Genomic DNA, 24,902 nt, shown 5'->3' with positions numbered 1-24,902 from the left:
CTATGGTCTATGTGTTTATGCGGGTATATTTTCAAAGTGTTATTTCAAACATAATTTTCTTTTGGCATATTGTTTAAAATATTAAGAAATATTAACAGATGTATCTAAAATAATTTTATATTTGGGTATATAATAAACAGTCTATGAAAAAAATATTAGTATCAACTGCTTTATTGGCGGGTGTTTTATCTTACGCAGGAGGCTTCAGGGTATCTCTGCAGGGAGTGAAACAATTGGCAATGGCGCATACTAGTGCTCATGCCGAAGATGCAAGTGTGGCATTCTTTAACCCAGCGGGGATGTCATTCATTCCTTCAAAGCTGAGTATAGTAGCAGGAGGATTCGGTGCAAGTAATAAAATTACTTTTCAAAACTTAAACACTTTGCAAAGTACAGAAACAGATAATCCTATTGGTACTCCGATATATGCTGCGGTTGCTTATAGACCGATAGAGAACCTATCTGTTGGTTTCAGTTTTACAACACCTTTCGGAAGTACTATCCAGTGGCCAAGTGATTGGGAAGGGAAAGAAATGGTACAGAAGCTGGAGCTTAAGAGCTTCTATTTTCAGCCTATGGTCTCTGTGAAACTGGCGCCTTGGGTGTCATTCGGAGCGAGCTATATTTATGCGAAAGGTAAAGTAGACTGGGATAAAGCGGTAACACAATTTGGAGGTGAATTAAATATTAAAGATGAGAAAGCAAGTGGTAGCGGTTATAGTTTTGGATTCTATTTCAGACCTGACCCGAAATTAGACGTTAGTATTGCTTACCGTTCACCTATAGATATGAAAGCTAAAAATGGAACAGCTACATTTAAGTTCCCGTCTGCGGCTATCTATCCACTGTTAGGACTGGATCCAAGCACAGGACAGGATAAATTTACAGCAACACTTCCATTGGTAGAAGAATATACCATTGGTTTAACATACAAAGTGACACCGAAATGGTTGATTTCAGCTGACTTTAACTACCACGGATGGGAAAGATACAGCAAGCTGACTCTGGATTTTGCTAATGCCCCGGTGGGAAATCAGCCGGATCCTACAATTCTAGTGTCTCCTAAAAACTTTAGAAACTCAAAAACATTCAGATTGGGTACACAGTATGCATTCACGGATATGATTTTTGGCCGTTTGGGTGCTTATTATGATGAATCACCATATACTGACGAGAACTTTATCCCGGAAACGCCATCATTTAATACCTATGTAATTACCGGAGGTCTTGGCTTTAAACTAAAGCAGTTTGGAGTTGATATAGCAGGAGGATATGCCCTTCCTCAGGCCAGAGATGTAAGAAATGCTACTCTTGGTTTTAATGGACAGGCAAAAGCTAGAGCATTCTACTTTGGTTTAGGTTTATCGTACAACCCTTTTTAATTGAAAGACTATGAAAAAAATTATAATATCAACACTTGCCGTTTCCGCACTTCTTTTTACAACAAGCTGTGAGAATGATTTTGATACTGATGTAAAAGATATTCAGGTAACAAGCGGGGAGGCGAACTTTTCTAATTATGTTTCTCTGGGGAACTCGCTGACATCCGGTTACAGGGATGGAGCTCTTTACAGCAGCGGGCAAAATGAATCATATCCAAGTATTATTGCCATGCAGATGAAACTTGCCGGTGGCGGTGCATTTAAGCAGCCTTTAATGCCGAATGATGTAGGTGGATTTATTGGACTGCCAGGCTTTCCTGGAAAACTGACTCTTCAGGTGACTGCAAGCGGAAGCTTGGGTCCGGTGGCAAGTAGTCCTGCTGCAGCATTAGATAACGTGACTGCCGGTGGGCCTTACCAAAATATGGGGGTTCCCGGGGCAAAATCTTTCCATCTGATTGCACCTGGTTACGGAAGTGCTGCAAACCTTTCTCTAGGAGCTGCCAATCCATATTTTGTGCGATTTGCTACTTCTGCAACAACTTCTGTATTACAGGATGCAATGGCTCAGAAACCTACATTCTTCTCTCTTTGGATTGGTAATAACGATGTATTGTCTTATGCTACCAACGGAGGAACCAATTCTCAGACGGTAGGTGGGGTTACTACGTATAGCCCTGCGGTTGTACAGACTAATAATGTAAACCCATTGAGCTATAAATCAAATGATATTTCCGATCCTAACCTTGTAGCTGGATCTATTAAAAATGTATTGGATGGTCTTAAGAGTGTAGGAACTACAAAAGGTGTTATTGCCAATATTCCTTATGTTACTTCAATTCCTTTCTTTACAACAGTTCCTTATAATCCTTTAACGCCAACAACTTTAGGGGCGAATTTATCCACTCTTAATACAAATTTATATGGACCGTTGAAGCAGGCACTTACTGCTTTCGGAGCAGGAGACAGAATTAATTTACTCTCTTCCACTTCTGCCAATCCTGTTTTGATAAAAGATGTTGCGCTTACGGATCTTTCCGCACAGCTTACTGCTGCCTTGACTCCTTCTTTAGGATTGCCTACTGCAACTGCATTTGGACAAATCTTTGGACAGGCAAGACAGGCTACGTCAGACGATTATATTCTTCTTACAACAAGTTCTCTAATAGGAACTCCTGCACCTGGTGCACCAGCGCCCGCAAATGTTTACGGAATTTCTTATCCGCTGCAAAATCAGCATGTATTGACAAAAACAGAGGCTTCTTATGTGAAAACAGCAGTTGATGCCTATAATAATTCTATAAAATCACTTGCTGATTCTTATGGATTGGCTTTTGTAGATGGTAATGCTAAAATGGTTGAGCTTAATGGAAAATCAGGAATTATTTATGATGGGGTAAGGTATACTGCCAAATTCGTGACCGGCGGAGCTTTCTCTCTTGATGGTGTTCACCTTACAGGAAGAGGGTATGCAGTTATTGCCAACGAGTTTATCAAATCGATCAACGCAAAGTATAAATCTACATTACCACAGGTAGATCCTAATAAATATTCAGGAGTAAAATTCCCGTAATAATACAGGAAAATAAAAACTTAGAAACCACAAGAGTAATTCTTGTGGTTTTTTTTTAAATTTGCAAAATCTTTAAAAAGTAAAAATGGCCGATCAGTTAAGTTATCTATTTTGTACAAGAACCAGTAAGGACTTGGCAGAAAACATTGCCCAATATTATGGGAAAGAGTTAGGGAAAATCAACTTTCAGGAGTTCAGCGACGGGGAATTCGAGCCTGTTTTGGATGAGTCAGTAAGAGGAGGAAGAGTTTTCCTAATCGGATCTACCTTCCCGCCTGCAGACAATCTGCTGGAACTACTATTGATGATTGATGCTGCGAAAAGAGCTTCCGCAAAAAGCATTACTGTTGTAATTCCTTATTTCGGACTTGCGAGACAAGACAGAAAAGACAAGCCAAGAGCTCCGATAGGTGCAAAACTGGTTGCTAATTTATTAACAGCTGCAGGAGCAACAAGAATTATGACAATGGATCTGCATGCAGACCAGATTCAGGGATTCTTTGAGATTCCGGTAGATCATCTGTATGCTTCAAGTATTTTCGTGGATTATATCAGGGCTTTAAATCTGGATAATCTTACCATTGCTTCACCGGATATGGGAGGAGCAAAAAGAGCGAAGAACTATGCAGGTCACCTGAGTGCTGAAGTAGTAATTGCCTATAAAGAAAGAAAAAAAGCAAATGTAGTAGAAGAGATGTTCCTTATCGGCGATGTGGAAGGCAAAAATGTAATCCTTATTGATGATATGATCGATACTGCGGGTACACTTTGTAAAGCAGCGGATATCTTAATGGAGAAAGGAGCAAAATCAGTAAGAGCGATGGCTACTCACGGGGTGCTTTCCGGGAAAGCTTATGAGAATATTGAGAACTCCAAATTATTGGAAGTTATTGTAACTGACTCAATTCCTGTTAAAAATAATTTGTCAACTAAAATAAAAGTGCTATCTTGCGCCCCATTATTTGCGGACGTTATGAAGATGGTTCATGAGCATCAGTCAATTAGCAGTAAGTTTATTATTTAATTGATTTTTAGCGGATTGCGAAATTAAATCAGAACAATTTTTTAAATTTTTATAAATGAAATCTATTACAATTCAAGGTACAAAAAGAGAAAGCGTGGGCAAAAAGTCTACAAAAGCTTTACGTGATGCTGAATTAGTTCCTTGTGTTGTTTATGGAGGTGAAGCGCCTTTAAACTTCTCTGCTGAAGAGAAAGCTTTCAAAGGTTTAGTATACACTCCTGAAGCACACACGGTATCTATTGAACTAGACGGAAAAACAATTTCAGCTGTTCTTCAGGATATTCAGTTCCACCCAATTACTGACAAAATTTTACACGCAGACTTCTATCAGTTATCTGCTGATAAGCCAGTGATTATGGAAGTTCCTGTAAGAATTACCGGACGTTCTAAAGGTGTTGTGGCTGGTGGTGTTTTACGTCAGTCTTTCAGAAAATTAAAAGTGAAAGCTATCCCTGCAAACTTACCTGATGAGGTAGTTGTAGATGTTACTCCATTAAAAATCGGTAACAAGATTTATGTAGGAGGGATCAAAGCTGAAGGATATTCTTTCGTACACCCTGACAATGCAGTTGTAGTAGCTGTTAAGATGTCTAGAAATGCAATGAAAGGTGGTGCAGTAGCAGAAGATGATGATGAGGAAGAAGTTGTAGCTGAAGAAGGTACAGCTCCGGCAGCAGAGGAAACTGCAGCAGAATAATATTTGCTTATTCAACAAACCATATAAACCTGCCAATCTTTGGCAGGTTTTTATTTTGTGATAAAATGATGATAATTACATGAAGGCTATTCTGTTCATCGAGTCTTTCTGTCACCTGACCAATATCAGCCTTTAACCTACTACGTCCTTTCAGAAAAAAAGCCGTAAATTTGAAGTGTTCTAAATAAGAGCAATCTAATTTAAAATTTTAATAAATGTTTGACATTCAGCAAATAAGAAGTCAGTTTACTATATTAAACCGCGAAGTGAATGGTAAACCTCTGGTTTACTTAGATAATGCAGCAACATCCCAGAAACCGGACTCTGTTTTAAAGGTCTGGAATGATTATTATACAGAGATTAATGCCAATGTTCACAGAGGAATTCATACATTAAGCCAGTTAGCCACCGAAGAAATGGAGCTTTCAAGAAGAAAGATCCAGAAATTCATTAATGCTAAGCATGATTTCGAAGTTATTTTTACAAAGGGAACAACAGAAGGTCTGAACCTCATCGCCTACATTCTGACGCAGAAGCTTAAAAAAGATGATGAGATTATCATTTCTTATCTGGAGCATCATTCCAATATTGTTCCATGGCAGCTGCTTTGTGAGAGAACAGGGGCAAAACTAAGAGTAATCCCGATCGATGAAAACGGTATTCTTCAGCTGAACTATCTGGACGAATTTCTAAGCGAAAAGACAAAAGTAGTTTCCGTAAACCAGGTTTCCAATGCTTTGGGAATTGTAAACCCGATAGAAGAAATTATCGCTAAAACAAGGAAAAATTCGGATGCTTATATTGTGATCGACGGGGCGCAGTCTGCACCTCACTTCGAGATCGATGTACAGAAAATAGATTGTGATTTCTTTGTGTTTTCAGGACATAAGATGTATGCTCCTATGGGAACCGGTATCCTTTACGGAAAACAGGAAATCCTGGAAGAGCTACCTCCATTTCACGGAGGAGGGGAGATGATTGCAACATGCTCTTTCGATGGAACTACATATGCCGGGCTTCCTTTTAAATACGAAGCAGGAACTCCCAATGTAGGAGGAAATATTGCGCTGGGTGCCGCTGTTGATTTTATTGAAAAAACAGGCAGGCAAAATATTCAGAATCATGAAAATGCTTTATTGGAGTATGCACAGAGAAAGCTTTTAGAGCTGGAAAATATAAAGATCTATGGCGAAAAGGCCAAAAGAACAGGTGTAGTTTCCTTTAACCTGGAAGGGGTGGGAATATCTTCTGATGTAGGAATGATCCTCGATAAAATGGGGGTTGCAGTAAGAACAGGACATCACTGTACACAGCCTATCATGAACTTCTTCAATATAGCCGGGACTGTAAGAGCAAGTTTTGCGGTCTATAATACTTTTGAAGAAATAGACAAGCTTGTGGAAGGAGTAAAGAAAGCTCAGAAAATGCTCGGATAATAAAAAAAGCAGTTGTTTATCAACTGCTTTTTTTATTTAATACTTACTCCCACGGAATACAATAACATTTCCCGTCAATAATAACCTGATAGTATCCAATGGCACATTCAAGGCAGATTTCTCCTCCGGCTACGATGGTTTTTAATTTTTCTTTGCTTAACTTTTTCATATTTTCGGTTTAAAGATTTGGTAATCAAATATAAATATAAATCCATAAAAGAGAAAATTTATAAAGATTCCAATTTCAGAGGCTTTTGATAGAAATCATCTGTATAATAAAATAATAGATTCTTACAATATTTCAAATAGCAATTTTTGTGGTTTATTGTCTTTATTCTTGGAGTAATTTTGTCTGGTCTAAATTTAATTTAATGGAATTAATTGAAAAATTGAACTGGAGATTTGCCACTAAAGCAATGAACGGTTAGAAAGTACCACAGGAAAAAGTGGATAAAATATTAGAAGCTGCAAGACTGGCACCTACATCCAGTGGGCTTCAGCCCTTTGAGATCATTGTAGTGACCAATCAGGAGGTAAAAGAACAGATTAAGCCTCATGCATGGAATCAGCCGCAGATCACGGATTGTTCACATCTTTTGGTATTTGCCGCATGGGATAACTATACGGAGGAAAGGATCAACAGTATGTTTGATCTTACCAACGAAATCAGAGGCTTTAAAAATGAAGGCTGGGAAAACTACAGACAGATGCTGTTGGGAACCTATCCTCAGAGATCTGCTGAAGAAAACTTTACCCATGCTGCCAAGCAGGCTTATATTTCTTTTGGTGCTGCCATTATCGCAGCGGCTTTTGAAGAAGTAGATTCCACACCAATGGAAGGTTTCTCACCTGAAGCTGTGGATGAAGTTTTGAATCTGAAAGAAAAAGGACTGAAGAGTGTGTTGCTGCTGCCAATCGGTTACAGAGATGCATCAAATGACTGGCTGGTGAATCTTGCGAAAGTGAGAAAACCTAAAGAAACTTTCATTACCGAAGTAAATTAAACTAATTTTTTCTCATAAGGAAGCCCTTTCAGTAATGATTGAAAGGGCTTTTATTATTTTAAATGAAAATTTCAGAATTTTCAAAAAATTTATGTGGTCTTCTTATTACAAAGTATTTAAACTTCAAATAACTTAAGTGTTAAAAACTTTTGCTCCTTTTGTGGTTAGAAACTAGTTATTCGGCCTCCAATCCACAACAGCCCTGATAAATGCCTCTGCATTCTCCACAGGGATATTCGGTAAGATGCCGTGTCCGAGATTCGCAATATACCTGTCTTTCCCAAAACGGTTGATCATCTCAGTTACCATTTTTTTGATGGTTTCCGGAGTAGAATGTAATCTTGCGGGATCAAAATTTCCCTGAAGAGTCATTGTATGATTTGTTAATGTTCTTGCAAATTCCGGAGTAATCGTCCAGTCCACACCCAAAGCTGATGCTTTAGACATCGTCATGTCTTCCAGGGCAAACCAGCATCCTTTTCCAAATACCACCACATGGGTAAGAGGGCTTAGAGCCTCAACAATCTGGTTGATATACTGCCATGAGAACTCCTGGTAATCCGCAGGAGATAGCATACCTCCCCATGAATCAAAAACCTGAACCGCAGAAACGCCTTTTTCAACTTTTCTTTTCAAATACGCAATTGTAGTATCTGTGATCTTCTGAAGTAGCAAATGAGCCGCTTCCGGCTGCTGGAAACAGAATGATTTGGCAATATCAAAGGCTTTGCTTCCCTTTCCTTCTATACAGTAACATAAAATTGTCCAGGGAGAACCGGCAAAACCGATTAGTGGAATTTCATTATCTAATTTAATTAATGTAAGCTCAATAGCATCAAAAACATACCCTAAAGTATCATCCACATCGGGAACCACAACATTCTGAACCTGCTCCATCGTTCTGATCGGGTTATCCAGCCATGGCCCCACATTTTCCTTCATTTTGAAATCAATTCCCATAGCTTGAGGAACTACCAAAATATCAGAAAAAAGGATGGCTGCATCCAAAGGAAATCTGCGGATAGGTTGTACGGTAATTTCGGAAGCCAGTTCCGGGGTCTGACATCTTGTAAAGAAGTCATATTGATCCCGGAGAGCAATGAATTCCGGCAGATATCTTCCGGCCTGTCTCATCATCCATACCGGCGGTCTTTCTACAGTTTCTCCGCGGAGTGCTTTTAAATATAAGTCGTTTTTAATCATAATTTATTTAAACTAATGGCCGTTCCCGGCACTCATTATTTTACCAGCCAGGTTTTCAGCTGTTTAAAGTTCTTTTCTTATCAACCCGAAAATAGAAGCAAGATTGTTTTCTTCCGAGGTAAAGATCTCTTCTGTGGTGTACTTCCTCAGTTCACCAGAGGTGGTTTCCCCAATTGAAAAAATCTTCATCCCTTCTAAAGAGTTGAGTTTTGCAAAACTACGAACTCCGCTTGGACTAAAAAAAACTGCAGCATGATATTTTTCAGGTACGGAAGGGCAGAGCTCTTCCGTTTTGTAAATGGTGATCTTTCTGTAACTGATATTCTGCAAAGGAAGATCATTATCCAGGACATCTATGGCTAGATTACCGCAGAAATGAAGGAATTGTTCGTGCTGGCAGTTTCCGATGATAAATCTCGAAAGGGTTTCCGCATTTTTCAGAACTTTAAATGTTCCGAAACCGTGTTTTCTCAGCTCACGTTTCGTCTTCTCACCAACGCAATATATTTTATTATAGTTTTTTGCGGTAAAATCCTCGTTGGGTTTAAACTGATTGCTGAAAAATGAATTCACTCCATTGACACTGGTGAAGATCAGGGAATAGTTTTTTAAATCAAATGCAGCGGTTTTTAAAGGTTCTGTCCTGATTACCTCAATGCATTCAGCCGAAATATCCGATCCTAATTCTTTGGATAATAACGTGGCATCTATGGTTTTGGTAAACAGAATTTTCATGAGCTTAAGGTTTATCTTTTAAATGCAGATCAGTTACTAGCAGCCTGACTTTTTTCATAAAATCTTTTCCCGGATCGTCTTTTACAGTAAAATAATCCGGATCCGTCTCTTTCCAAAGTTTAGAACCTCTGAATAGATCATATTCTGAATGGCCTATAAGATATTCTATATTGTATTTTTTAGTCAAATACCGGATTAGCCATGCATTTGATAAAGCCTGTTTTTCCGTGAGTGGCTGTTTCCTGCTTCCTATATTTTCAATACCAATGGCACAGTAATTAAGGCCTATGGTGTGTCTTGCAAACATATTGGGCTCCATGAGCTGGTAAATGGTGCCATCACGGTCCACAATAAACTGTGAAGAGACATTTAAAGTACTTTGTTTCTTTAAAACATTCCTGGCAGATTCCAGATGAGTCTTATTGAAATATTTATAATTTGTTTCAACAGTTCCTCCTGCGGTATAATGCAGAACAATTATTTTAGGCGAAATCGTTGGTGAGCTTTGTATAATATGATGATGATCTTTGAGGTACTCCAAACTTAAACGGACTCTCTCCTGCGAATAATCGATAGGCTTGCTGACGATTTTAAACTCGTTGGTTTGAGCTTTTGTATAACATGATAACAATACAAATAAGGCATAGATAAGATTTTTCATACAGCAGCTTATTTTGGATATTGATAATGTCCTGTTATGGTGTATTTAAAGAGACAGTCTTCCAAAACCTGTCCCCCTCCTATATTATGCACAATCAGGAATCTTTTTCCGTCAGCCGATTTTTTATTGACAACAATTCCGATGTGCGTCAAATTTCCCGGTAAAATCCAGGTTACAATATCTCCCGGAACATAAAGCGCAGGGTTTGTTTCAGTAGATTTTACTTTTCCGAATTTAGAAAAAAAGACGGCAAGATTGGGAACCCTTCTGTGATCAATATTGGTGTCAGGATTTTTTAATCCCCAGGTTTTAGGGTATTTGGAAAAATTCTTTGCCATATCCTCGTGTACTTCTTTTTGCAGATCAATACCAAGTTTTCTGTAGGCTCTTATAATGACATCGGTGCATACCCCTTTATCAGACGGGACATCGCCGTTAGGATATTTAAGGACAAAATAGGCAGGGTCATATTTAATGGAGCTGTCTATCAGCGCCAAAGCAGAGCTGGACAGTTGAAGCCCAAATCTGTTCTGAGCATTTGACACAAATACACAAAATAGAAATATGAATAAAAAAAAGGATTTTTTCATTGTTCTGCACTTACGAATATAAACGTTCAATCTGCTTAAAAATTCTTAATACGAATTCTTAATTTCAGTCATCAGTTCTTTTCCGCCGTTTTCAAGAACAACTTTGGCAAACTTTTCTCCAAAATTTTCAGTGTCATTATATTCAAAGTTCTCATCGGTAGCAATGCAGTTTTTGCCATCCAGAGAGCAAAGAGCAGCTTTGAAACGGATCTGGTTTTCGAATATCTCTGCAAAAGCGCCTATTGGAGCCGTGCATCCGCCTTCCAGTGTGCTCAGGAAATTTCTTTCGATCTCTACACAGATCTGGGTTTTCTTATGATTAATCTGGCTCAGGATTTCATTGATCTCTGTTTTGTCGGAATGTCCGGCAACAGCAATTACTCCCTGCGAAGCAGCCGGAATCATTAATGGAAGCATTTCATAATCAATGTCCATTTTCATTCTCTTGATTCCTGCCAGAGACAGAATAGTGGCATCAAAATCTCCTTCTTCCAGTTTCTGAAGACGGGTCTGGATATTCCCGCGGATATCGGAAAACTCAGCATGCGGATAATTTTTTAACCAGAATGCCCTTCTTCTTAAGCTGCTTGTGGCAAGCTTAAGTTCATGAAATTCTTTATTTCGCGCAGATTCTTTTCTTATTAATACATCCTGAGGGAAATCTCTTTCCAGGTAAGCAATGATCTCAATATTTTGAGGCAGTTGCGTCGGAACATCCTTTAAAGAGTGTACGGCAATATCAATTTCGTCATTCAATAGGGCAACATCAAGGTCTCTTGTGAAAACCCCGGTGATTCCTAAAGAATAAAGCGGTTGATTTAAGTTTTTGTCGCCGGAAGATACAATAGGAACGATTTCCGTTAAATAATTACGGTTCTGAAGGTTCCTGGCAACCTCTCTTGCCTGCCAAAGTGCAAGTGCGGAATTTCTTGTTCCGATTCTAATGCTTTTCATTGAATTCGTTGTTTGGTTGTTCAACTAATATTTCGTGCATTAATTTACTAATTTCTTCGGCTTTTAAAGGATTGTCGATGATAAATTTTGCAAAACGGTTGGTGATTTTCTGAATCATTTTGTCAGAAAGCTCCATGTCCGTGATGTTTATGTATTTATTTTTTTTATAAAAATTATGCATTTCATTGCGTTCCATATTCTTCAGAACGGCTTTGAAATGGTGAATATTGGGTGCCAGCTTTCTCTTTTTTTCCCATTCCAGAAACTCTTTCATCAGTTCTTTGATGATTTTTTCAGCTTTTGGAATTTCTTTTTCCCTTTGCTGAATGGTTTCCTGGATCTGCTTTGAAAGTTCATCCACATCAATCAGGGTTACGTTTTCATTCTCGGTAACATCTTTTTCAACATTGTGAGGAATGGAAAGATCAATAACCAGAGTTTCTTTTCCGTTCGGGAAATGAGATTTGTTGATGATAGGATGTTTGGCTCCTGTTGCAACAATAAGAATGTCCGTGTTTTTTAATTCCCGGTCAAATTCAGAATAATCAACATGAGGAATACTGTATTTCTGGGAAATCTTTTCAGCTTTCTCCTGAGTTCTGTTGGCAATTTTAATTTTTGGCTGGTAGACATGCTTAACCAGGTTTTCAACCGTATTCTGTCCGATCTCACCCACACCCAAAAGAAGAATATTCTTTTCTGTAATTTTCTTCTGGCTGTTTAAAATATAATGAACGGCAGCATAAGACACAGAAGCGGCTCCGTTGGATATTCCCGTCTCATTTTTAATTCTTTTCGAAATCTGGATCGCTGCATTGATCGCTCTTTCCAGATATGGGTTGGAATTCTGTCTTTCTTTTTTAAAACGGCTGTATGCTTTTTTGATCTGTCCGATGATCTCAAAATCACCAATAATCTGACTTTCCAATCCGGCTGCCACCCTGAAAAGATGGATAAGAGCCTCTTCTTTGGTAAGAATATTGGCAAACTGAAGAAAATCCGTAAGGTTTACTCCGATTGTTTTGCAGTATTCTTCTGCTACCAGAAGATAATTGGGCGAAGTGGTGTAGATCTCGGTTCTGTTACATGTAGAAACTACAAATGCATCCCCTAAATCCATGTTGTGGACCCTGGCGACAAAATTCTTGATGTTATCATCAAAAAATGCAAACTTCCCCCGCGTTTCCACATCAGCCTTTTCGTAACTAATGGAAAGTACAGCAAAATTTGATGTCTGATGAATATTGGAATACTGTAACATAAGCAGTCGCAAATTTACGGATTTTTTAATTAACTGCCCTCTGATAATGTATATGATAATTATCGTGAAAAACTATGGTAACAGAGGCGAAGTCGGAAGTTGCGAGAGCGGACGTCTAAAGTTCAGGACAACGTTCCGCTAATGCAAAAATGTTTTTATAATTAGGCATTTTAGGACTTTTTGATGGAGATCTTTTTTGTTGTTTTGGGTGAAATACTTCCATCCCCGTGCTTCCGTCCTTGATCCTGTTAATTTAGTTTAAGTCAGGCTTCATAAATCGTTAAATCAAAAGTTAGTAAACAATTGTGAATTTTAATAAAATTTTAACCAAATTATATGCAGGTTAAATTTCTTTAGTAGTGTTAAATTCATATCTTTGTAAACTTAAAATCAGAAGAAAAACATGAGTATATTCGATATGTTTACGCAGGAAATTGCGATAGACCTTGGTACTGCCAATACCCTTATCATCCATAATAATAAAATTGTTATAGATCAGCCGTCAATTGTTGCAATTGAACGTTCTACGGGTAAGCCGATTGCCGTGGGTGAGCAGGCTAAGCATATGCAGGGTAAAACTCATGAGGATATCAAAACAATACGTCCATTGAAAGATGGTGTTATTGCAGATTTCCATGCTTCTGAACACATGATTAAGGAATTTATCAAAAAGATTCCCGGAATCAAAGGCAGATTTATTCAGCCGGCACTAAGAATCGTTATCTGTATCCCTTCCGGTATTACTGAAGTTGAAAAAAGAGCGGTAAGAGATTCTGCCCAAAAAGTAAACGCCAAAGAAGTAAGGCTGATCTACGAGCCAATGGCTGCGGCAATAGGAGTTGGAATCGATGTACAGAAACCTGAAGGAAATATGATCATCGACATAGGTGGTGGTACTACAGAAATTGCAGTGGTTGCTTTAGGAGGTATCGTATGTGACAAATCTGTAAAAATTGCAGGTGACGTATTCACCAATGATATTGCTTACTATCTTAGAACTCACCATAACCTTTATATCGGAGAGAGAACCGCTGAAAGAATCAAAATTGAAGTAGGTTCTGCAGTGGAAGATCTTGATGTTGATATTGAAGATATCCCGGTACAGGGTAGAGACCTTATTACGGGTAAGCCAAAAGAAATTATGGTCGGATATAAAGAAATTGCGCGTGCATTAGACAAATCCATCATCAGAATTGAAGATGCTGTAATGGAAACGCTTTCTCTTACTCCACCGGAATTGGCTGCAGATATTTATAAAACAGGTATTTATCTTGCTGGAGGCGGTGCTTTATTGAGAGGTCTTGCGGACAGATTGCATAAAAAGACCGGTCTTCCTGTATTTGTTGCAGAAGATCCGTTGAGAGCTGTTGTTCGCGGAACTGGGATTGCCCTTAAGAATATGGATAAATTCAATTTCTTAATTAAATAATTTTAACCTTTTACGACTATATATCTGAATGGGATTTTTGCTGAGACTATTTTCGAAGAACGCCCTTTTTGTCTTCTTTATATTCCTGCAGATTGTTGCTCTGGTTCTGATATTCTCTAAAAATGCCATGCAGAAATCATGGGTAGCTGGCCAGTCGGCTGCGCTGAATTCATGGATTTCGGGGTATATTGATGAAGGGGTTTCATATTTGAAGCTGAAACAGATCAATGAAGATCTTGTTGCTCAGAACAAAGCCCTGATGACCCAGCTGTATGGTAAAGAAGGAGCAAAAAATCCTGTATTCAGAAAAGTACATGATACATTAGGCGGTGGCCAGATCTATACTTTTGTAGATGGCGAGATCGTCTTTAACAGTATCAACAGAAGAAATAATTATTTTACCATTAACCGTGGCCGCAGAGACGGTGTTTTTCCTCAGATGGGCGTAATGGCTCCTAAAGGGATTGCCGGAATTGTAATCAACTCTACAGACAGCTATGCTTTGGTTCAGTCTGTTTTAAGCGTTAACAGGATCAGGATCAACGCTTCGTTGAAAAATTCAGGATATTTCGGAACCTTAACCTGGAACGGTGATAATTCCAGAGTGATGCACCTTGCGGATATTCCTAAATATGTCGCTTTAAAAGTGGGTGATACCGTTGTTACAGACGGTAAATCAGCTATTTTCCCTAAAGGAGTAATGATTGGTACTATTGCAGGATATTCTGTAGACAATAAAACAGGCTTCTGGGATATCTCGGTAGAGCTGAGTGAAAAAATGGGTGCTTTGAGTAAGGTATTCGTTGTGAAAAACCTTAAAAAAGCTGAGGTACAGAGAATCCAGGATACATTGCAGACCGTAATAAAAAAAGAAAATGATTAGCAGGACTCTATTCACCGATATATTGATCATGATCTTCCTGGTTGCATTACAGATTTTTGTACTGAACAGGATCACTATTTTCGGAAAGTACACACCGGTTCTTTATCCGGTATTCGTCATGTTTTATCCTTTCTTCAGAAATAAATATCAGTTTTTAGCTTTAAGCTTTTTAATAGGACTTTCTGTGGACGCATTTCTCTACTCATGGGGAATCAATGCTTTTGCAACAACACTGATCGCTTATTTCAGAACCTTGATCTTCAGAACTTCCACAGATACTTCCACAGACTTTTTCTCTTTTCAGTCCCTTCAATGGGCACAGTTTTTACTGTTTCTGTTTTCGAGTATCTTCCTGCATCAGCTTTTAGTGCAGTATATAGAATTTTTTAAATTTAGCCGTTTTTTTGAAATATTACTTAATGTGGTGATCACAAGTATAATTTCCTTTATATTTATAGTGGTTTACGCATTAATATTTAAAATCAAACAAAAAGTTTGAACACACGTTATTTAAAAATCTTTTCTGCCCTCGTAGTCATCGCCCTTATTTTTGTGGCGAGGCTTGCTTATTTGCAGCTGTTTACAGACCGTTATGCTTTAAATGCAGCGAACACCTCTATTAAAATTGAATACGTTATCCCGCAGAGAGGGGTTGTTTTTGACAGAAACGGAAAAATTCTTGTAGGAAACCAGCCTGCCTATGAAATTTCTTTTACGCAGGCCTTAATGAAGCCGGATTTTGATACTTTGGGATTCTGTAATCTGATGCAGATCAGCAAATCTGATTTCATCAAAAGAATCGACATCATCAAGAAAGAAAAATACTATTCGAAGTTGACGCCTATGACTTTTTTTAAGGACCTCAGCAGAGAAGATATTGCCAGAGTACAGGAGATTATTTTCAAATATCCGGCATTTAGTATTGTATCCAGACCTCAGCGCCAGTATGAGGTGGGAACCTCCGGAAACCTTTTAGGGTATACCAGTGAAGTGAATGAAAGAGAAATTAAAAAAGATTCCATTTATTATCTTCCCGGAGACTTTATCGGAAAAACAGGAGTTGAGAAATCTTACGAGAAAGATCTTCGCGGTATAAAAGGAATGAAATATATTCAGAAGGATATTAAACTCCGCAATATCGGGTCATACAAGAATGGAGCGCTGGACAAAGATGTGGTTACCGGAAAAGATATTACCTTAACCATTGATTACGACCTGCAAAGAATGGCCGAAGAAATGTTGGTTGATAAGCATGGAGCAATCGTGGCAATAGACCCCAATAACGGTGAAATCCTTACTCTGGCAACGGGTCCGGATATTGATCCGAATTTATTTACAGGGCCTTACAAATCCAAAAACCTTTACGCATTATCAAAAGACACCTTATACGACAATCAGCCTACATTTGACAGATCTGTTCAGGCAGCTTATCCTCCGGGATCTACCTTCAAATTGCTGACTGCCCTGGCAGGAATGCAGATGGGAGTAATGGATGAAAATACGGTTTTCCCTTGCGGAGGCGGATTTTATTATAAAGGTTTAAGAATTAAAGGACACGGTGGAGCGGATCCTCTTATCCCTTCTATCCAGGTTTCCAGTAACTGTTATTTTTCACATGCCTTTATTGCTATCATGAATAAATATCCGGGAGATCCTTCCAAAGGAGTTGATGAATGGAAAAAGATTATGAGCAGCTTTGGAGTAGGAGAATACCTGAATAATGATATTGCCGTAGGTTCTCCCGGTAGAATCCCTAGCGGTAAATTTTACGAAAAAAGAAGCGGAAAGAAAAACTGGAGCTCCGACTATACCATGAATGGTTCCATTTTTAATGGGATGGGGCAGGGTGACGTTTTGGTGACTCCTCTTCAGTTGGCGAACTATGTTGCCGCCATTGCCAATAAAGGATGGTTCTATACCCCTCATATCGTTAAATCTATTGATGGTAAACCGAATCCTGATCCAAGATTTAAAACAAAACATAAAACCCTTGTAGATCCCAAGCATTTCGAGCCTGTACTGAAAGGTATGGAAGCGGTGGTGTTGAGAGGTACCGCAAGAAGCTTAAAATCCAATGATTTTACTCAGCTTGCAAAAACCGGTACTGCGCAGGTTCCTCAGGGAAAAGATAACTCTATTTTTGTATTGATTGCTCCTGCAGACAAACCAAGGATTGTAGTAGCTGCAGTAATGGAGCATGCCGGATTTGGGGCAACATGGGCGGGTCCTGCCTGTACCGTGATCGCTGAAAAATATATAACCGGAGATCTTAAGAGAGAAAATCTTTACAAGAAAATGACCAGTGCCAGCTTTATGCCTGAATATAAAAGACAGTGGGTTGCAGATCTGAAACGTAAAGGATTATACAAAGATCCTAAAGCAGATTCCGTTAAGCTGAAAAGGCAACAGGACAGTCTGAACTTCATTAAAGAGCAGAAAGCAAAACTGAAGAAGAAAATAGAAGAAGAAACAAAGAACAACACTAAAAACGTAAAGCGATGAAGTGGGCAGAAGGAATAGATAAACTAGGCCTCGGGCTGTATTTCATGCTTTGCATTTTTGCGATTGCAAATATTTACAGTGTTGATCAGAAACTTGGGGAAAAACAGTTGATTTTCTTCTGTATATCCTTATTTGTAGGGCTTATCATATTCGTTGGGAGAAGTAAATTCTTCGAGAACATGTCTGCCATTATTTACATTGGCGGTGTTTTACTTCTCATTGGGCTTTTCCCGTTTGGGAAAGAGATCCTTGGTCAGAAAAACTGGTATAAATTTGGAAGCTTTACCATGCAGCCGGTAGAATTTGCGAAAATAGGAACCGCTCTTATGCTTGCGAATTATGTTTCCGGACCGGATTTCAATTTGAAAGTTAAAAAATCACTGTGGACGGTTTTGGCTATTATCGGGATTCCTGCAGCAGTTGTTCTGGCGATTCCGGACGTGGGTTCCATGCTTGTATTTATCGCGTTCTTCATTGCTTTATACAGAGAAGGCCTGAATGGGCTTCTGTTCGGGGTTGGGTTTATTTTTGCCGGAGTCTTTTTAGTCTCTCTTGCAATACCTCCTGTTTATGTAGCACTGACGGTAGTTGTGATTGCCGGAATTTTGATCGCGATGAATTATCACAGAATGTCCTGGGATGTAATCTCTATTTCAGGAATTGCGGGCTCAATTCTGCTGTTGTGCGGACTGGCTTTCGGATCGCCCTATATTCTGGAAAAACTTCCAAAGCACCAGAGAGAAAGAATTGAGGTTCTTTACAAAGGGGAAAAAGCATTCAGAGATACTTCCGGATACAACTTATTATATTCAAAAACAGCTATAGGATCCGGCGGACTTTTAGGAAAAGGATACCGTGAAGGATCAGTAACACAGGGGAAATTTGTTCCCGAGCAGGAAACCGATTATATTTTCTGTACAGTAGGCGAAGAATGGGGCTTTATAGGAAGCGCCGTGCTGGTTTTATGCTACATGATCTATATCGGGCGGATCTACTACCTTGCAGAACAGCAGAAATCCACTTTTAACCGGGTATTCGGTTATTGCTTTGCTTCCATCCTCATGATGCACTTTACCATCAATTTAGGAATGGTTATGGGACTTTTCCCGACGGTGGGTATTCCGCTTCCTTACTTCAGTTATGGGGGAAGTTCGCTGCTTGCCTTTTCTATGATGACTTTTATCTTCTTTAAACTGAATTATTCGGATAAGAACAGCTTGGTGTAAATTGTAAGCCATAATTCTTAATAATAAAAATAGAACCCTAGCATAAAGACAGGCCGATGCAAGCATATATTCTGGATCAAAATTATCAGGACATAAACTGTACCGAACAGTCTCTTGAAAAAGGCGAATACGAAAACTGCACCTTCAGGAACTGCAGCTTTGAATATGCTGATCTTTCCGGTTTCAGCTTCACCGACTGTGAATTTATAGCATGCAACTTAAGTATGGCCAAATTGGTCAGAACAGCCTTCCGAAGTATTCATTTCAAAGACTGTAAAATGTTCGGTCTTCAGTTGAATGACTGCAATGATTTCGGACTTTCCTTTACATTTGATGGATGCGCCCTCAATAACTCTGTATTCTACAACACAGCAATCAAAAAGACTGTATTCAACAACTCAAAATTAATTGAAACTGATTTTGCAGAATGCGACCTGTCTGGTTCTGTATTTAAGAGCTGTGACTTTTCCGGGGCTATTTTCGACAATACAAACCTCGAAAAAACAGATTTCAGGACTTCCTTCAATTATTCCATAGATCCTGCCGTAAATCGGCTGAAAAAGGCCAAATTTTCCCTTTCTGAAGTTCACGGACTTCTATACAAACTGGATATTGAAATTGATCGGAATTAGAAATTAGATATTAGAGGTTAGAAGTTAGAGGGTGGAAACCACGACAACTTCTGTTATTCTGAAAAATCTATACATAAATAATTCAATAGGGGTGGGCTTTAGCCCGCCTTTGCATTAACATATTCCTCTACGGCTTTAGCCAAAACAATATTTAACTTTTCACGAGAACTCCTGGAATCCATTTTCATTGTCCAATGTAATTCTTGTTCTCTGCAGGGGTGACTTTCTGCAAAGCAAAAAGGAGGGTAGTAAAACGAAAAATATTAGATATAATACTAAAAAATAAAAAAGCCATCAGATTCTGATGGCTTCATTATTTAAATCAATTATTTAAAATTAAAAACTTGTCGCTGCGGATGGAGTAGAAGAAGCTAAATTGTTATAAGCGTCTCCGTTCTCGTTGATCACTCTTTTGGCAAACCTGAATTTCGGTCCCCAGTAAGAATCATTCAGCGATGAGATCATTACCCCTTTAGAAGTAGCTGCGTGGATGAATTTGATTTCACCTTCTTCAGTTACACTTTCTACGATACCTACGTGAGAGATTCTTCTTCCGTGCGAAAAGAAAATCAGATCTCCTTTCTGAAGCTCACTTTTATCAATGCTTTCCCCCTCCTGAGCCTGAGAAGCTGCTACTCTTGGTAAGTTAAGCCCTGCTGCTGCCCCGAATACAGAAAGAACGAAAGCTGAACAATCAATACCTCTTCTGGTCATTCCTCCGTATCTGTAAGGAGTTCCAAGGTATGTTTCAGCTTCTGTAAGGATATTGTCGATGGTTTTATTGTATTTGACTGCCTTTGCAATCTCAGAATTCTTAATAGCTTTTTTCGCGTTTGCGATAGATGCCGCCTTTTCCGCCAGGAAAGAATCGATAAGCCTTTGCTTATCCTGCTCCATTCTCTTGTTATCAATAGAAGCTAGTTTGGCATCTGTTTTGTATTCTTTAGCGTAAGTTGCTGGCTGTGATACTACATAATTTGTAGCGCAAGATTGAACCGAAACTGTAGACACTAAAGCAACTAAATAAAACAAAACTCTTTTCTTCATATATATTTGATTATCCGTGTTAAAAGGAATATTTATTTTCAAAAGCATTACAAAAGTAGAGATTCCGAGCAAAAGACCCCTGATATGATTATTGTCAGGTTCTTTATTTAACACATTTTAACATATTATTTAAGTATGTTAAAGAAAAACAAACCGCAACCGCCTGTTTTTGGTGAGTCTGCGGTTTTTTTTATTAAGATTCTTTAACATAATAAATAGCTATTCCTTTATTAATCGGAGATTGTGATTTAAAACTCTACTTTTCACTCCTGTTAATAAAACAAAAAAACTCCCCGGAAAAACCAGGGAGTTTAACTAATATGGAACTTTAACAGATGTTATTTTGTAAATAACATTTCTCTATATTTAGTCATTGGCCAAAGCTCATCATCCACCATCATTTCAAGATCATCAGAAGCTTCTCTGATTACATCGAATAAAGGGATTACTTTGCTGCAGTAGGTTTCTGCCTGCTTCTGACTATTGGATACAGCTTTCGCTGCTTCTCTTGCTTTTATAAGATCTTCAACGCCCAGTTTAATCTTGGAAACGTTTTCAGAGATATTCGTGATCAGGCTCATTTGCTCTTTTGCCAATGTTCTGAATTCTTTATCCGGGAATATTTCTTTAAGACCTTTTACATTCTCGATCAACCTGTTCTGATAATTTAAAGCGGAAGGAATGATGTGGTTTCTTGCAATGTCACTTAGCACTCTTGCTTCAATATCAATGACAGTAGAATATTTTTCCAGTTTGATTTCGTTTCTGGCTTCAACCTCTCTGTGAGTAAATACTCCGATCTCTTCATAAAGATCAACGAATTTTTTATCCATTTCCTGCTTAAGAGCTTCCGGAGTGGTTTTTAAGTTGTTCAAGCCTCTCTTTTTAGCTTCTTTCGCCCAGTCATCTGAATATCCGTCACCTTCAAACATAATGCTCTTGCACTGCTTGATGTACTCTCTTAATACATTGAAGATCGCTTCGTCTTTCTTAAGACCTGTTTCAATAAGAGCATCAACTTCTTTTTTGAAATCGATCAATTGTTTTGCAGCGATCGTGTTCATTACCGTCATAGACTCTGCACAGTTGGCAGAAGACCCTACCGCTCTGATCTCGAATTTATTTCCTGTAAAAGCAAACGGAGAAGTTCTGTTTCTGTCCGTGTTATCTAAAAGAATTTCAGGGATTTTTCCAACGACATTCAGTTTAAGGTCTGTTTTTTCGTCCGGAGAAAGTTTTCCTTCTGTTACTTTTTCAAGCTCTTCCAATACTCTGAACAGCTGGCTTCCGATAAATACGGAAATAATTGCCGGTGGAGCTTCATTGGCACCCAATCTGTGGTCGTTGCTTGCAGATGCTATACTTGCTCTTAAAAGATCAGCATATTCGTAAACTGCTTTAATTGTATTAACGAAGAATGTTAAAAACTGTAAGTTCTTTTTAGGGTTTTTCCCGGGGCTTAAAAGGTTTTCACCTGTATCAGTTGCCAGAGACCAGTTGTTGTGCTTTCCGCTTCCGTTTACTCCTGCAAATGGTTTTTCGTGGAATAAAATATGGAAGTGGTGTTTGTGAGCAATTCTCGCCATAATGTCCATCAACAAAGAGTTGTGGTCTACCGCAACGTTTACTTCTTCAAACATTGGGGCAAGCTCAAACTGGTTAGGGGCAACCTCGTTATGTCTTGTTGTTACAGGAATACCCAGTTTCATACACTCGATCTCCAGCTCTTTCATGAAGTTCATTACCCTTGTAGGGATAGAGCCGAAATAGTGGTCGTCCAGCTGTTGTCCTTTAGCAGGAGAATGTCCTAATAAAGTCTTTCCTGTTAAAACAAGGTCCGGACGGGATTGGTATAATGCGGAATCAACTAAGAAATATTCCTGCTCCCAGCCTAAAGTAGGAGTTACTTTTGTTACGTTTTTGTCAAAATACTGCATCACATTGGTTGCAGCTTCATCCACAGCATTCAAAGCTCTTAAAAGAGGTGCTTTGTAATCTAACGTTTCTCCAGTATAAGAAATGAAGATGGAAGGAATACATAAAGTAGTTCCCATAATGAATGCGGGCGAAGTAGGATCCCAGGCCGTATATCCTCTTGCTTCGAAAGTATTTCTGATCCCTCCGTTCGGGAAAGAAGAAGCATCAGGCTCCTGCTGGATCAATAGGTTTCCGCTGAATCTTTCGATGGCTCTTCCTCCTTCAATAGGAGTGAAGAATGAATCATGCTTTTCTGCAGTAGTTCCTGTCAAAGGCTGAAACCAGTGAGTGTAGTGAGTAGCTCCTTTGCTCATTGCCCAGTCTTTCATAGCTACAGCTACCTGGTCTGCAATGTGTCTCTGGATCTTTGTTCCTTTTTTGATAGCATCCATAATAGACTGGAATGCTTCTTTTGTCAAATATTCTCTCATGGTCTCTTCTGAGAAAACATTCTGGCAGAATAGTTCTGACAGTTTTCCGGGAACCTCAACAGAATTATCTCTTCTGAAGTCCTTAAATGGTAAAGTTTCTAACGCTTTGAATCTTAAAGTTGACATATTAAGGTTGTATTTTGTGGGGCAAATTTACAAAAAAAATGAATTGAAAATATTTTACCCCTATATTTTTTAGGGGTATTAGTGAAATTAATTAAAACCAAACGATGGTTTAACTATTTTAATAGGGGTTGCTGGCTGGTGAAAGGTAATGTTTTGGCCTGTAATAAGCATTATAACATATTTTATGAGGTGCATTTTACAATTTTAAAGATACAAATTAAAATGCTTGTTAAAAGATACTTAAAATAAGTTGAGTGAAGATTTTGTATATTTGTGTGAAATTTATTTTATGACAAATTCTAGAGCTAGAGAAACAACGGAAGCAATTGAAAGATTGTACATTTCTATGAGACACCTCTTTTACAGAGGTTTTTTTAAACCTGCCGGTGTTTCTGGAGAAAGTATCAGAAGTTTGTTAAAGACTATCAATCCAGAGATTTATGGTACCATGAATATTCCTAATAAATTGGAATTAAATGGTTTGATGTACGTTTTAGACAGACTTCCGGAAGGAATTGAAGAATGTGCTTTTATTCATCTTACTTCGGATGAGGGTTTTGATAAAGGAAGTTTCGAGCCCATTGTACCTAAAAAGAGAAGAAGAAACTGTTACAGGATAGATGAGCACCAAATGAATATTGAAGTTCTTTTGGGACGCTCAGAGATTTATGATATTCTTACCCATTTAACATTCTTATTTATAGAAGCGGATAAAGTGAGAAATCTGGCTTTCATTCAGGATGAAAACTGGAAACCGACGCGCGCTTTCAAAATCATCGAAGAAGTAGTAAAAGGGGAGAAGAAATTCAGCAGAAAGGAAAAAGAAGTTGCTCTTATTCATTTATCTTCTTTAATAGGAAGAACTTTTGAAGAAACATTAAATGCTTATAATTCTTTCGGGGACGACAGCAATCCTGACCGGTTATTCAAAATTATCTACAACTTGGGAAAAGTAAGTCTGGAAGATGCAAAACAGACGAGAGAAAGAGAAATTCATTTCAGTGCTATATTAAAGGAAAGAGTAGGACATCACTATTTCGGTGAGAAGTGGGCCAATAAAGTGAAAGAAGTGTTATTTGAAAACGATCTTCACATGCGTCCGCTACATATCATTTCAGCCAACATGCACTCAGTAAAAAATATGCTGTACGGAAATGATGCCTTAAAGAAAAAAGATAACAAAGAAGTAGATTATAAACTGTACGGAGATATTTCTGATAAAAAAGAACTTCGCGACAAGGTTTCAAAATATGCTTTGGAAGAAGGTTTGATTTATATTAATGATAAGAGCGGAAGTAATATTGACGTTCAGATCATTGATTTAAGCAAAACAGATCTTAAAAATACACCATTCAGCGGTATAAAATATGGCGGAGATGATGTGATTATGGTTTTCGACTATGCTTTCGGAGAGCAGGCTTTTGAGGTAATGGATGAATTACTGAGACCTTTCGAGCATAAAGGAGAAGTGTATATGATGAAAGTGAAATCTGTTTCCATTATGGGAAAAGCAGGAATTCTTGCAGGAGGAAAAGGAGATATTATGATTCCTACCGCCCACATTTTTGAAGGAACGGCAGATAACTATCCTTTTGAAAATGCTTTAAAGCTGGATGATTTTAAAGATGATGAATTAAAAGCATTTGAAGGACCTATGATTACTGTATTGGGAACTTCACTTCAAAACAGAGATATTCTTTCTTATTTTATGAATACTTCATGGAAGGCAATCGGGCTTGAAATGGAAGGGGCACATTACCAGAAAGCCATTCAGGTAGCGTCTAAGATCAGACATCACATTGCACCGGATCTGTTCGTATGTTATGCGTACTATGCTTCGGATAATCCATTGGAAACAGGAAGTACACTTTCTTCAGGAGGCTTAGGTCTTACAGGGGTGAAGCCAACTTATCTGATCACTTTAAGAATCCTTGAAAAGATTTTACACAGCGGGAAAAAAGAAATTCCGGCTAAAAAATAATTTGATTTTTATGACTAGTCCTGAAAATCCGATACAGATTAAAGGACAAAAATAAATAATTAAACCAGAGCAAATTTGTATTTGCTTTGGTTTTTGTTTTTATAAGTTTTCATTTTGATTTCCTTTTGTTTATGCATTTGATTTGGGG

The 24,902-nt window shown here is 38.4% G+C and carries 21 protein-coding genes and 1 pseudogene; 13 read left to right on the top strand and 9 right to left on the bottom strand.

Annotated elements, in window-relative coordinates; translation table 11 throughout:
• Nucleotides 1-143 precede the first annotated feature (143 nt).
• From AC4IFE_RS15015 to AC4IFE_RS14995, 5 genes are all read left to right on the top strand, one after another.
• Nucleotides 144-1,382: an OmpP1/FadL family transporter gene (locus tag AC4IFE_RS15015; RefSeq protein ID WP_490757956.1), complete on the top strand. Its 1,239-nt coding sequence runs from the start codon at nt 144-146 to the stop codon at nt 1,380-1,382.
• Nucleotides 1,383-1,392: 10 nt separating this feature from the next.
• Nucleotides 1,393-2,955 carry an SGNH/GDSL hydrolase family protein gene (locus AC4IFE_RS15010; RefSeq protein ID WP_490757955.1) on the top strand — a complete coding sequence of 521 codons (1,563 nt, stop codon included), beginning with the start codon at nt 1,393-1,395 and terminating at the stop codon, nt 2,953-2,955.
• An 85-nt stretch (nt 2,956-3,040) separates the two neighbouring features.
• On the top strand, nt 3,041-3,979 hold the full coding sequence (locus tag AC4IFE_RS15005) for a ribose-phosphate pyrophosphokinase (protein WP_116010304.1): 939 nt from the start codon (nt 3,041-3,043) through the stop codon (nt 3,977-3,979).
• A 55-nt stretch (nt 3,980-4,034) separates the two neighbouring features.
• Nucleotides 4,035-4,676, top strand: coding sequence for a 50S ribosomal protein L25/general stress protein Ctc (locus tag AC4IFE_RS15000; RefSeq protein ID WP_490757954.1), 642 nt, complete (start codon nt 4,035-4,037; stop codon nt 4,674-4,676).
• A 215-nt stretch (nt 4,677-4,891) separates the two neighbouring features.
• Nucleotides 4,892-6,112 (top strand): cysteine desulfurase, encoded by a 1,221-nt coding sequence (locus tag AC4IFE_RS14995; protein ID WP_490757953.1) that lies wholly within the window; start codon nt 4,892-4,894, stop codon nt 6,110-6,112.
• Between the two features lie 43 nt (nt 6,113-6,155).
• On the opposite strand, the gene AC4IFE_RS14990 is transcribed toward AC4IFE_RS14995, so the two are convergent.
• A complete protein-coding gene (locus AC4IFE_RS14990) occupies nt 6,156-6,281 on the bottom strand; it encodes a GNAT family acetyltransferase (protein ID WP_048501376.1) in 126 nt (41 codons plus the stop codon).
• A gap of 202 nt (nt 6,282-6,483) precedes the next feature.
• Here AC4IFE_RS14990 and AC4IFE_RS14985 point away from each other — a divergent pair.
• A pseudogene (locus tag AC4IFE_RS14985) lies at nt 6,484-7,116 on the top strand (NAD(P)H-dependent oxidoreductase).
• A gap of 171 nt (nt 7,117-7,287) precedes the next feature.
• Here AC4IFE_RS14985 and hemE read toward each other — a convergent pair.
• The 6 genes from hemE to hemA all read right to left on the bottom strand — a co-directional run bounded on the left by hemE (nt 7,288) and on the right by hemA (nt 12,520).
• A complete protein-coding gene (hemE, locus tag AC4IFE_RS14980) occupies nt 7,288-8,319 on the bottom strand; it encodes a uroporphyrinogen decarboxylase (protein ID WP_490757952.1) in 1,032 nt (343 codons plus the stop codon).
• 63 nt (nt 8,320-8,382) lie between these two features.
• Nucleotides 8,383-9,054, bottom strand: a complete 672-nt coding sequence (locus tag AC4IFE_RS14975) for a uroporphyrinogen-III synthase (protein ID WP_490757951.1) — start codon at nt 9,052-9,054, stop codon at nt 8,383-8,385.
• Between the two features lie 4 nt (nt 9,055-9,058).
• Entirely contained in the window at nt 9,059-9,715 is a 657-nt protein-coding gene (locus AC4IFE_RS14970) for a peptidoglycan recognition protein family protein (RefSeq protein ID WP_490757950.1), read from the bottom strand.
• Between the two features lie 8 nt (nt 9,716-9,723).
• Entirely contained in the window at nt 9,724-10,305 is a 582-nt protein-coding gene (locus AC4IFE_RS14965; RefSeq protein WP_490757949.1) for a DUF1287 domain-containing protein, read from the bottom strand.
• A 45-nt stretch (nt 10,306-10,350) separates the two neighbouring features.
• Complete coding sequence (hemC, locus tag AC4IFE_RS14960; RefSeq protein ID WP_490757948.1) at nt 10,351-11,259, bottom strand: hydroxymethylbilane synthase; 909 nt, start codon at nt 11,257-11,259, stop codon at nt 10,351-10,353.
• Complete coding sequence (hemA, locus tag AC4IFE_RS14955) at nt 11,246-12,520, bottom strand: glutamyl-tRNA reductase (protein ID WP_490757947.1); 1,275 nt, start codon at nt 12,518-12,520, stop codon at nt 11,246-11,248. The genes hemC and hemA overlap by 14 nt, the downstream gene beginning before the upstream one ends.
• A 403-nt stretch (nt 12,521-12,923) precedes the next feature.
• On the opposite strand from hemA, the gene AC4IFE_RS14950 reads away from it, so the two are divergent.
• From AC4IFE_RS14950 to AC4IFE_RS14925, 6 genes are read left to right on the top strand one after another with little or no spacing between them, the layout of a single operon-like run.
• Complete coding sequence (locus tag AC4IFE_RS14950; RefSeq protein ID WP_490757946.1) at nt 12,924-13,949, top strand: rod shape-determining protein; 1,026 nt, start codon at nt 12,924-12,926, stop codon at nt 13,947-13,949.
• 28 nt (nt 13,950-13,977) lie between these two features.
• Nucleotides 13,978-14,832 (top strand): rod shape-determining protein MreC, encoded by an 855-nt coding sequence (gene mreC / locus AC4IFE_RS14945; RefSeq protein WP_111954340.1) that lies wholly within the window; start codon nt 13,978-13,980, stop codon nt 14,830-14,832.
• Nucleotides 14,825-15,331, top strand: a complete 507-nt coding sequence (locus tag AC4IFE_RS14940) for a hypothetical protein (protein ID WP_034724152.1) — start codon at nt 14,825-14,827, stop codon at nt 15,329-15,331. Before mreC ends, AC4IFE_RS14940 begins: the two co-directional genes overlap by 8 nt.
• Nucleotides 15,328-17,334 carry a penicillin-binding transpeptidase domain-containing protein gene (locus AC4IFE_RS14935; protein WP_490757945.1) on the top strand — a complete coding sequence of 669 codons (2,007 nt, stop codon included), beginning with the start codon at nt 15,328-15,330 and terminating at the stop codon, nt 17,332-17,334. Before AC4IFE_RS14940 ends, AC4IFE_RS14935 begins: the two co-directional genes overlap by 4 nt.
• On the top strand, nt 17,331-18,560 hold the full coding sequence (gene rodA, locus AC4IFE_RS14930; protein ID WP_490757944.1) for a rod shape-determining protein RodA: 1,230 nt from the start codon (nt 17,331-17,333) through the stop codon (nt 18,558-18,560). The genes AC4IFE_RS14935 and rodA overlap by 4 nt, the downstream gene beginning before the upstream one ends.
• A 56-nt stretch (nt 18,561-18,616) precedes the next feature.
• Nucleotides 18,617-19,192 carry a pentapeptide repeat-containing protein gene (locus AC4IFE_RS14925; RefSeq protein WP_490757943.1) on the top strand — a complete coding sequence of 192 codons (576 nt, stop codon included), beginning with the start codon at nt 18,617-18,619 and terminating at the stop codon, nt 19,190-19,192.
• 336 nt (nt 19,193-19,528) lie between these two features.
• Here the strand turns inward: AC4IFE_RS14925 and AC4IFE_RS14920 are convergent, their stop codons facing one another.
• Together AC4IFE_RS14920 and AC4IFE_RS14915 are read right to left on the bottom strand one after the other, a co-directional pair.
• Nucleotides 19,529-20,239, bottom strand: a complete 711-nt coding sequence (locus AC4IFE_RS14920) for a C40 family peptidase (protein WP_490757942.1) — start codon at nt 20,237-20,239, stop codon at nt 19,529-19,531.
• A gap of 338 nt (nt 20,240-20,577) precedes the next feature.
• Nucleotides 20,578-22,773: a glutamine synthetase III family protein gene (locus AC4IFE_RS14915; RefSeq protein WP_490757941.1), complete on the bottom strand. Its 2,196-nt coding sequence runs from the start codon at nt 22,771-22,773 to the stop codon at nt 20,578-20,580.
• Nucleotides 22,774-23,062: 289 nt separating this feature from the next.
• Here AC4IFE_RS14915 and AC4IFE_RS14910 point away from each other — a divergent pair, with 289 nt between their 5' ends.
• On the top strand, nt 23,063-24,754 hold the full coding sequence (locus AC4IFE_RS14910) for a DUF6909 family protein (protein WP_490757940.1): 1,692 nt from the start codon (nt 23,063-23,065) through the stop codon (nt 24,752-24,754).
• The last annotated feature ends 148 nt before the right edge of the window (nt 24,755-24,902 follow it).

Source organism: Chryseobacterium sp. UF-81 (assembly GCF_058245105.1).
The sequence above is the reverse complement of the archived record's forward strand: the minus strand, read 5'-3'. Positions and strand labels throughout refer to the sequence as shown.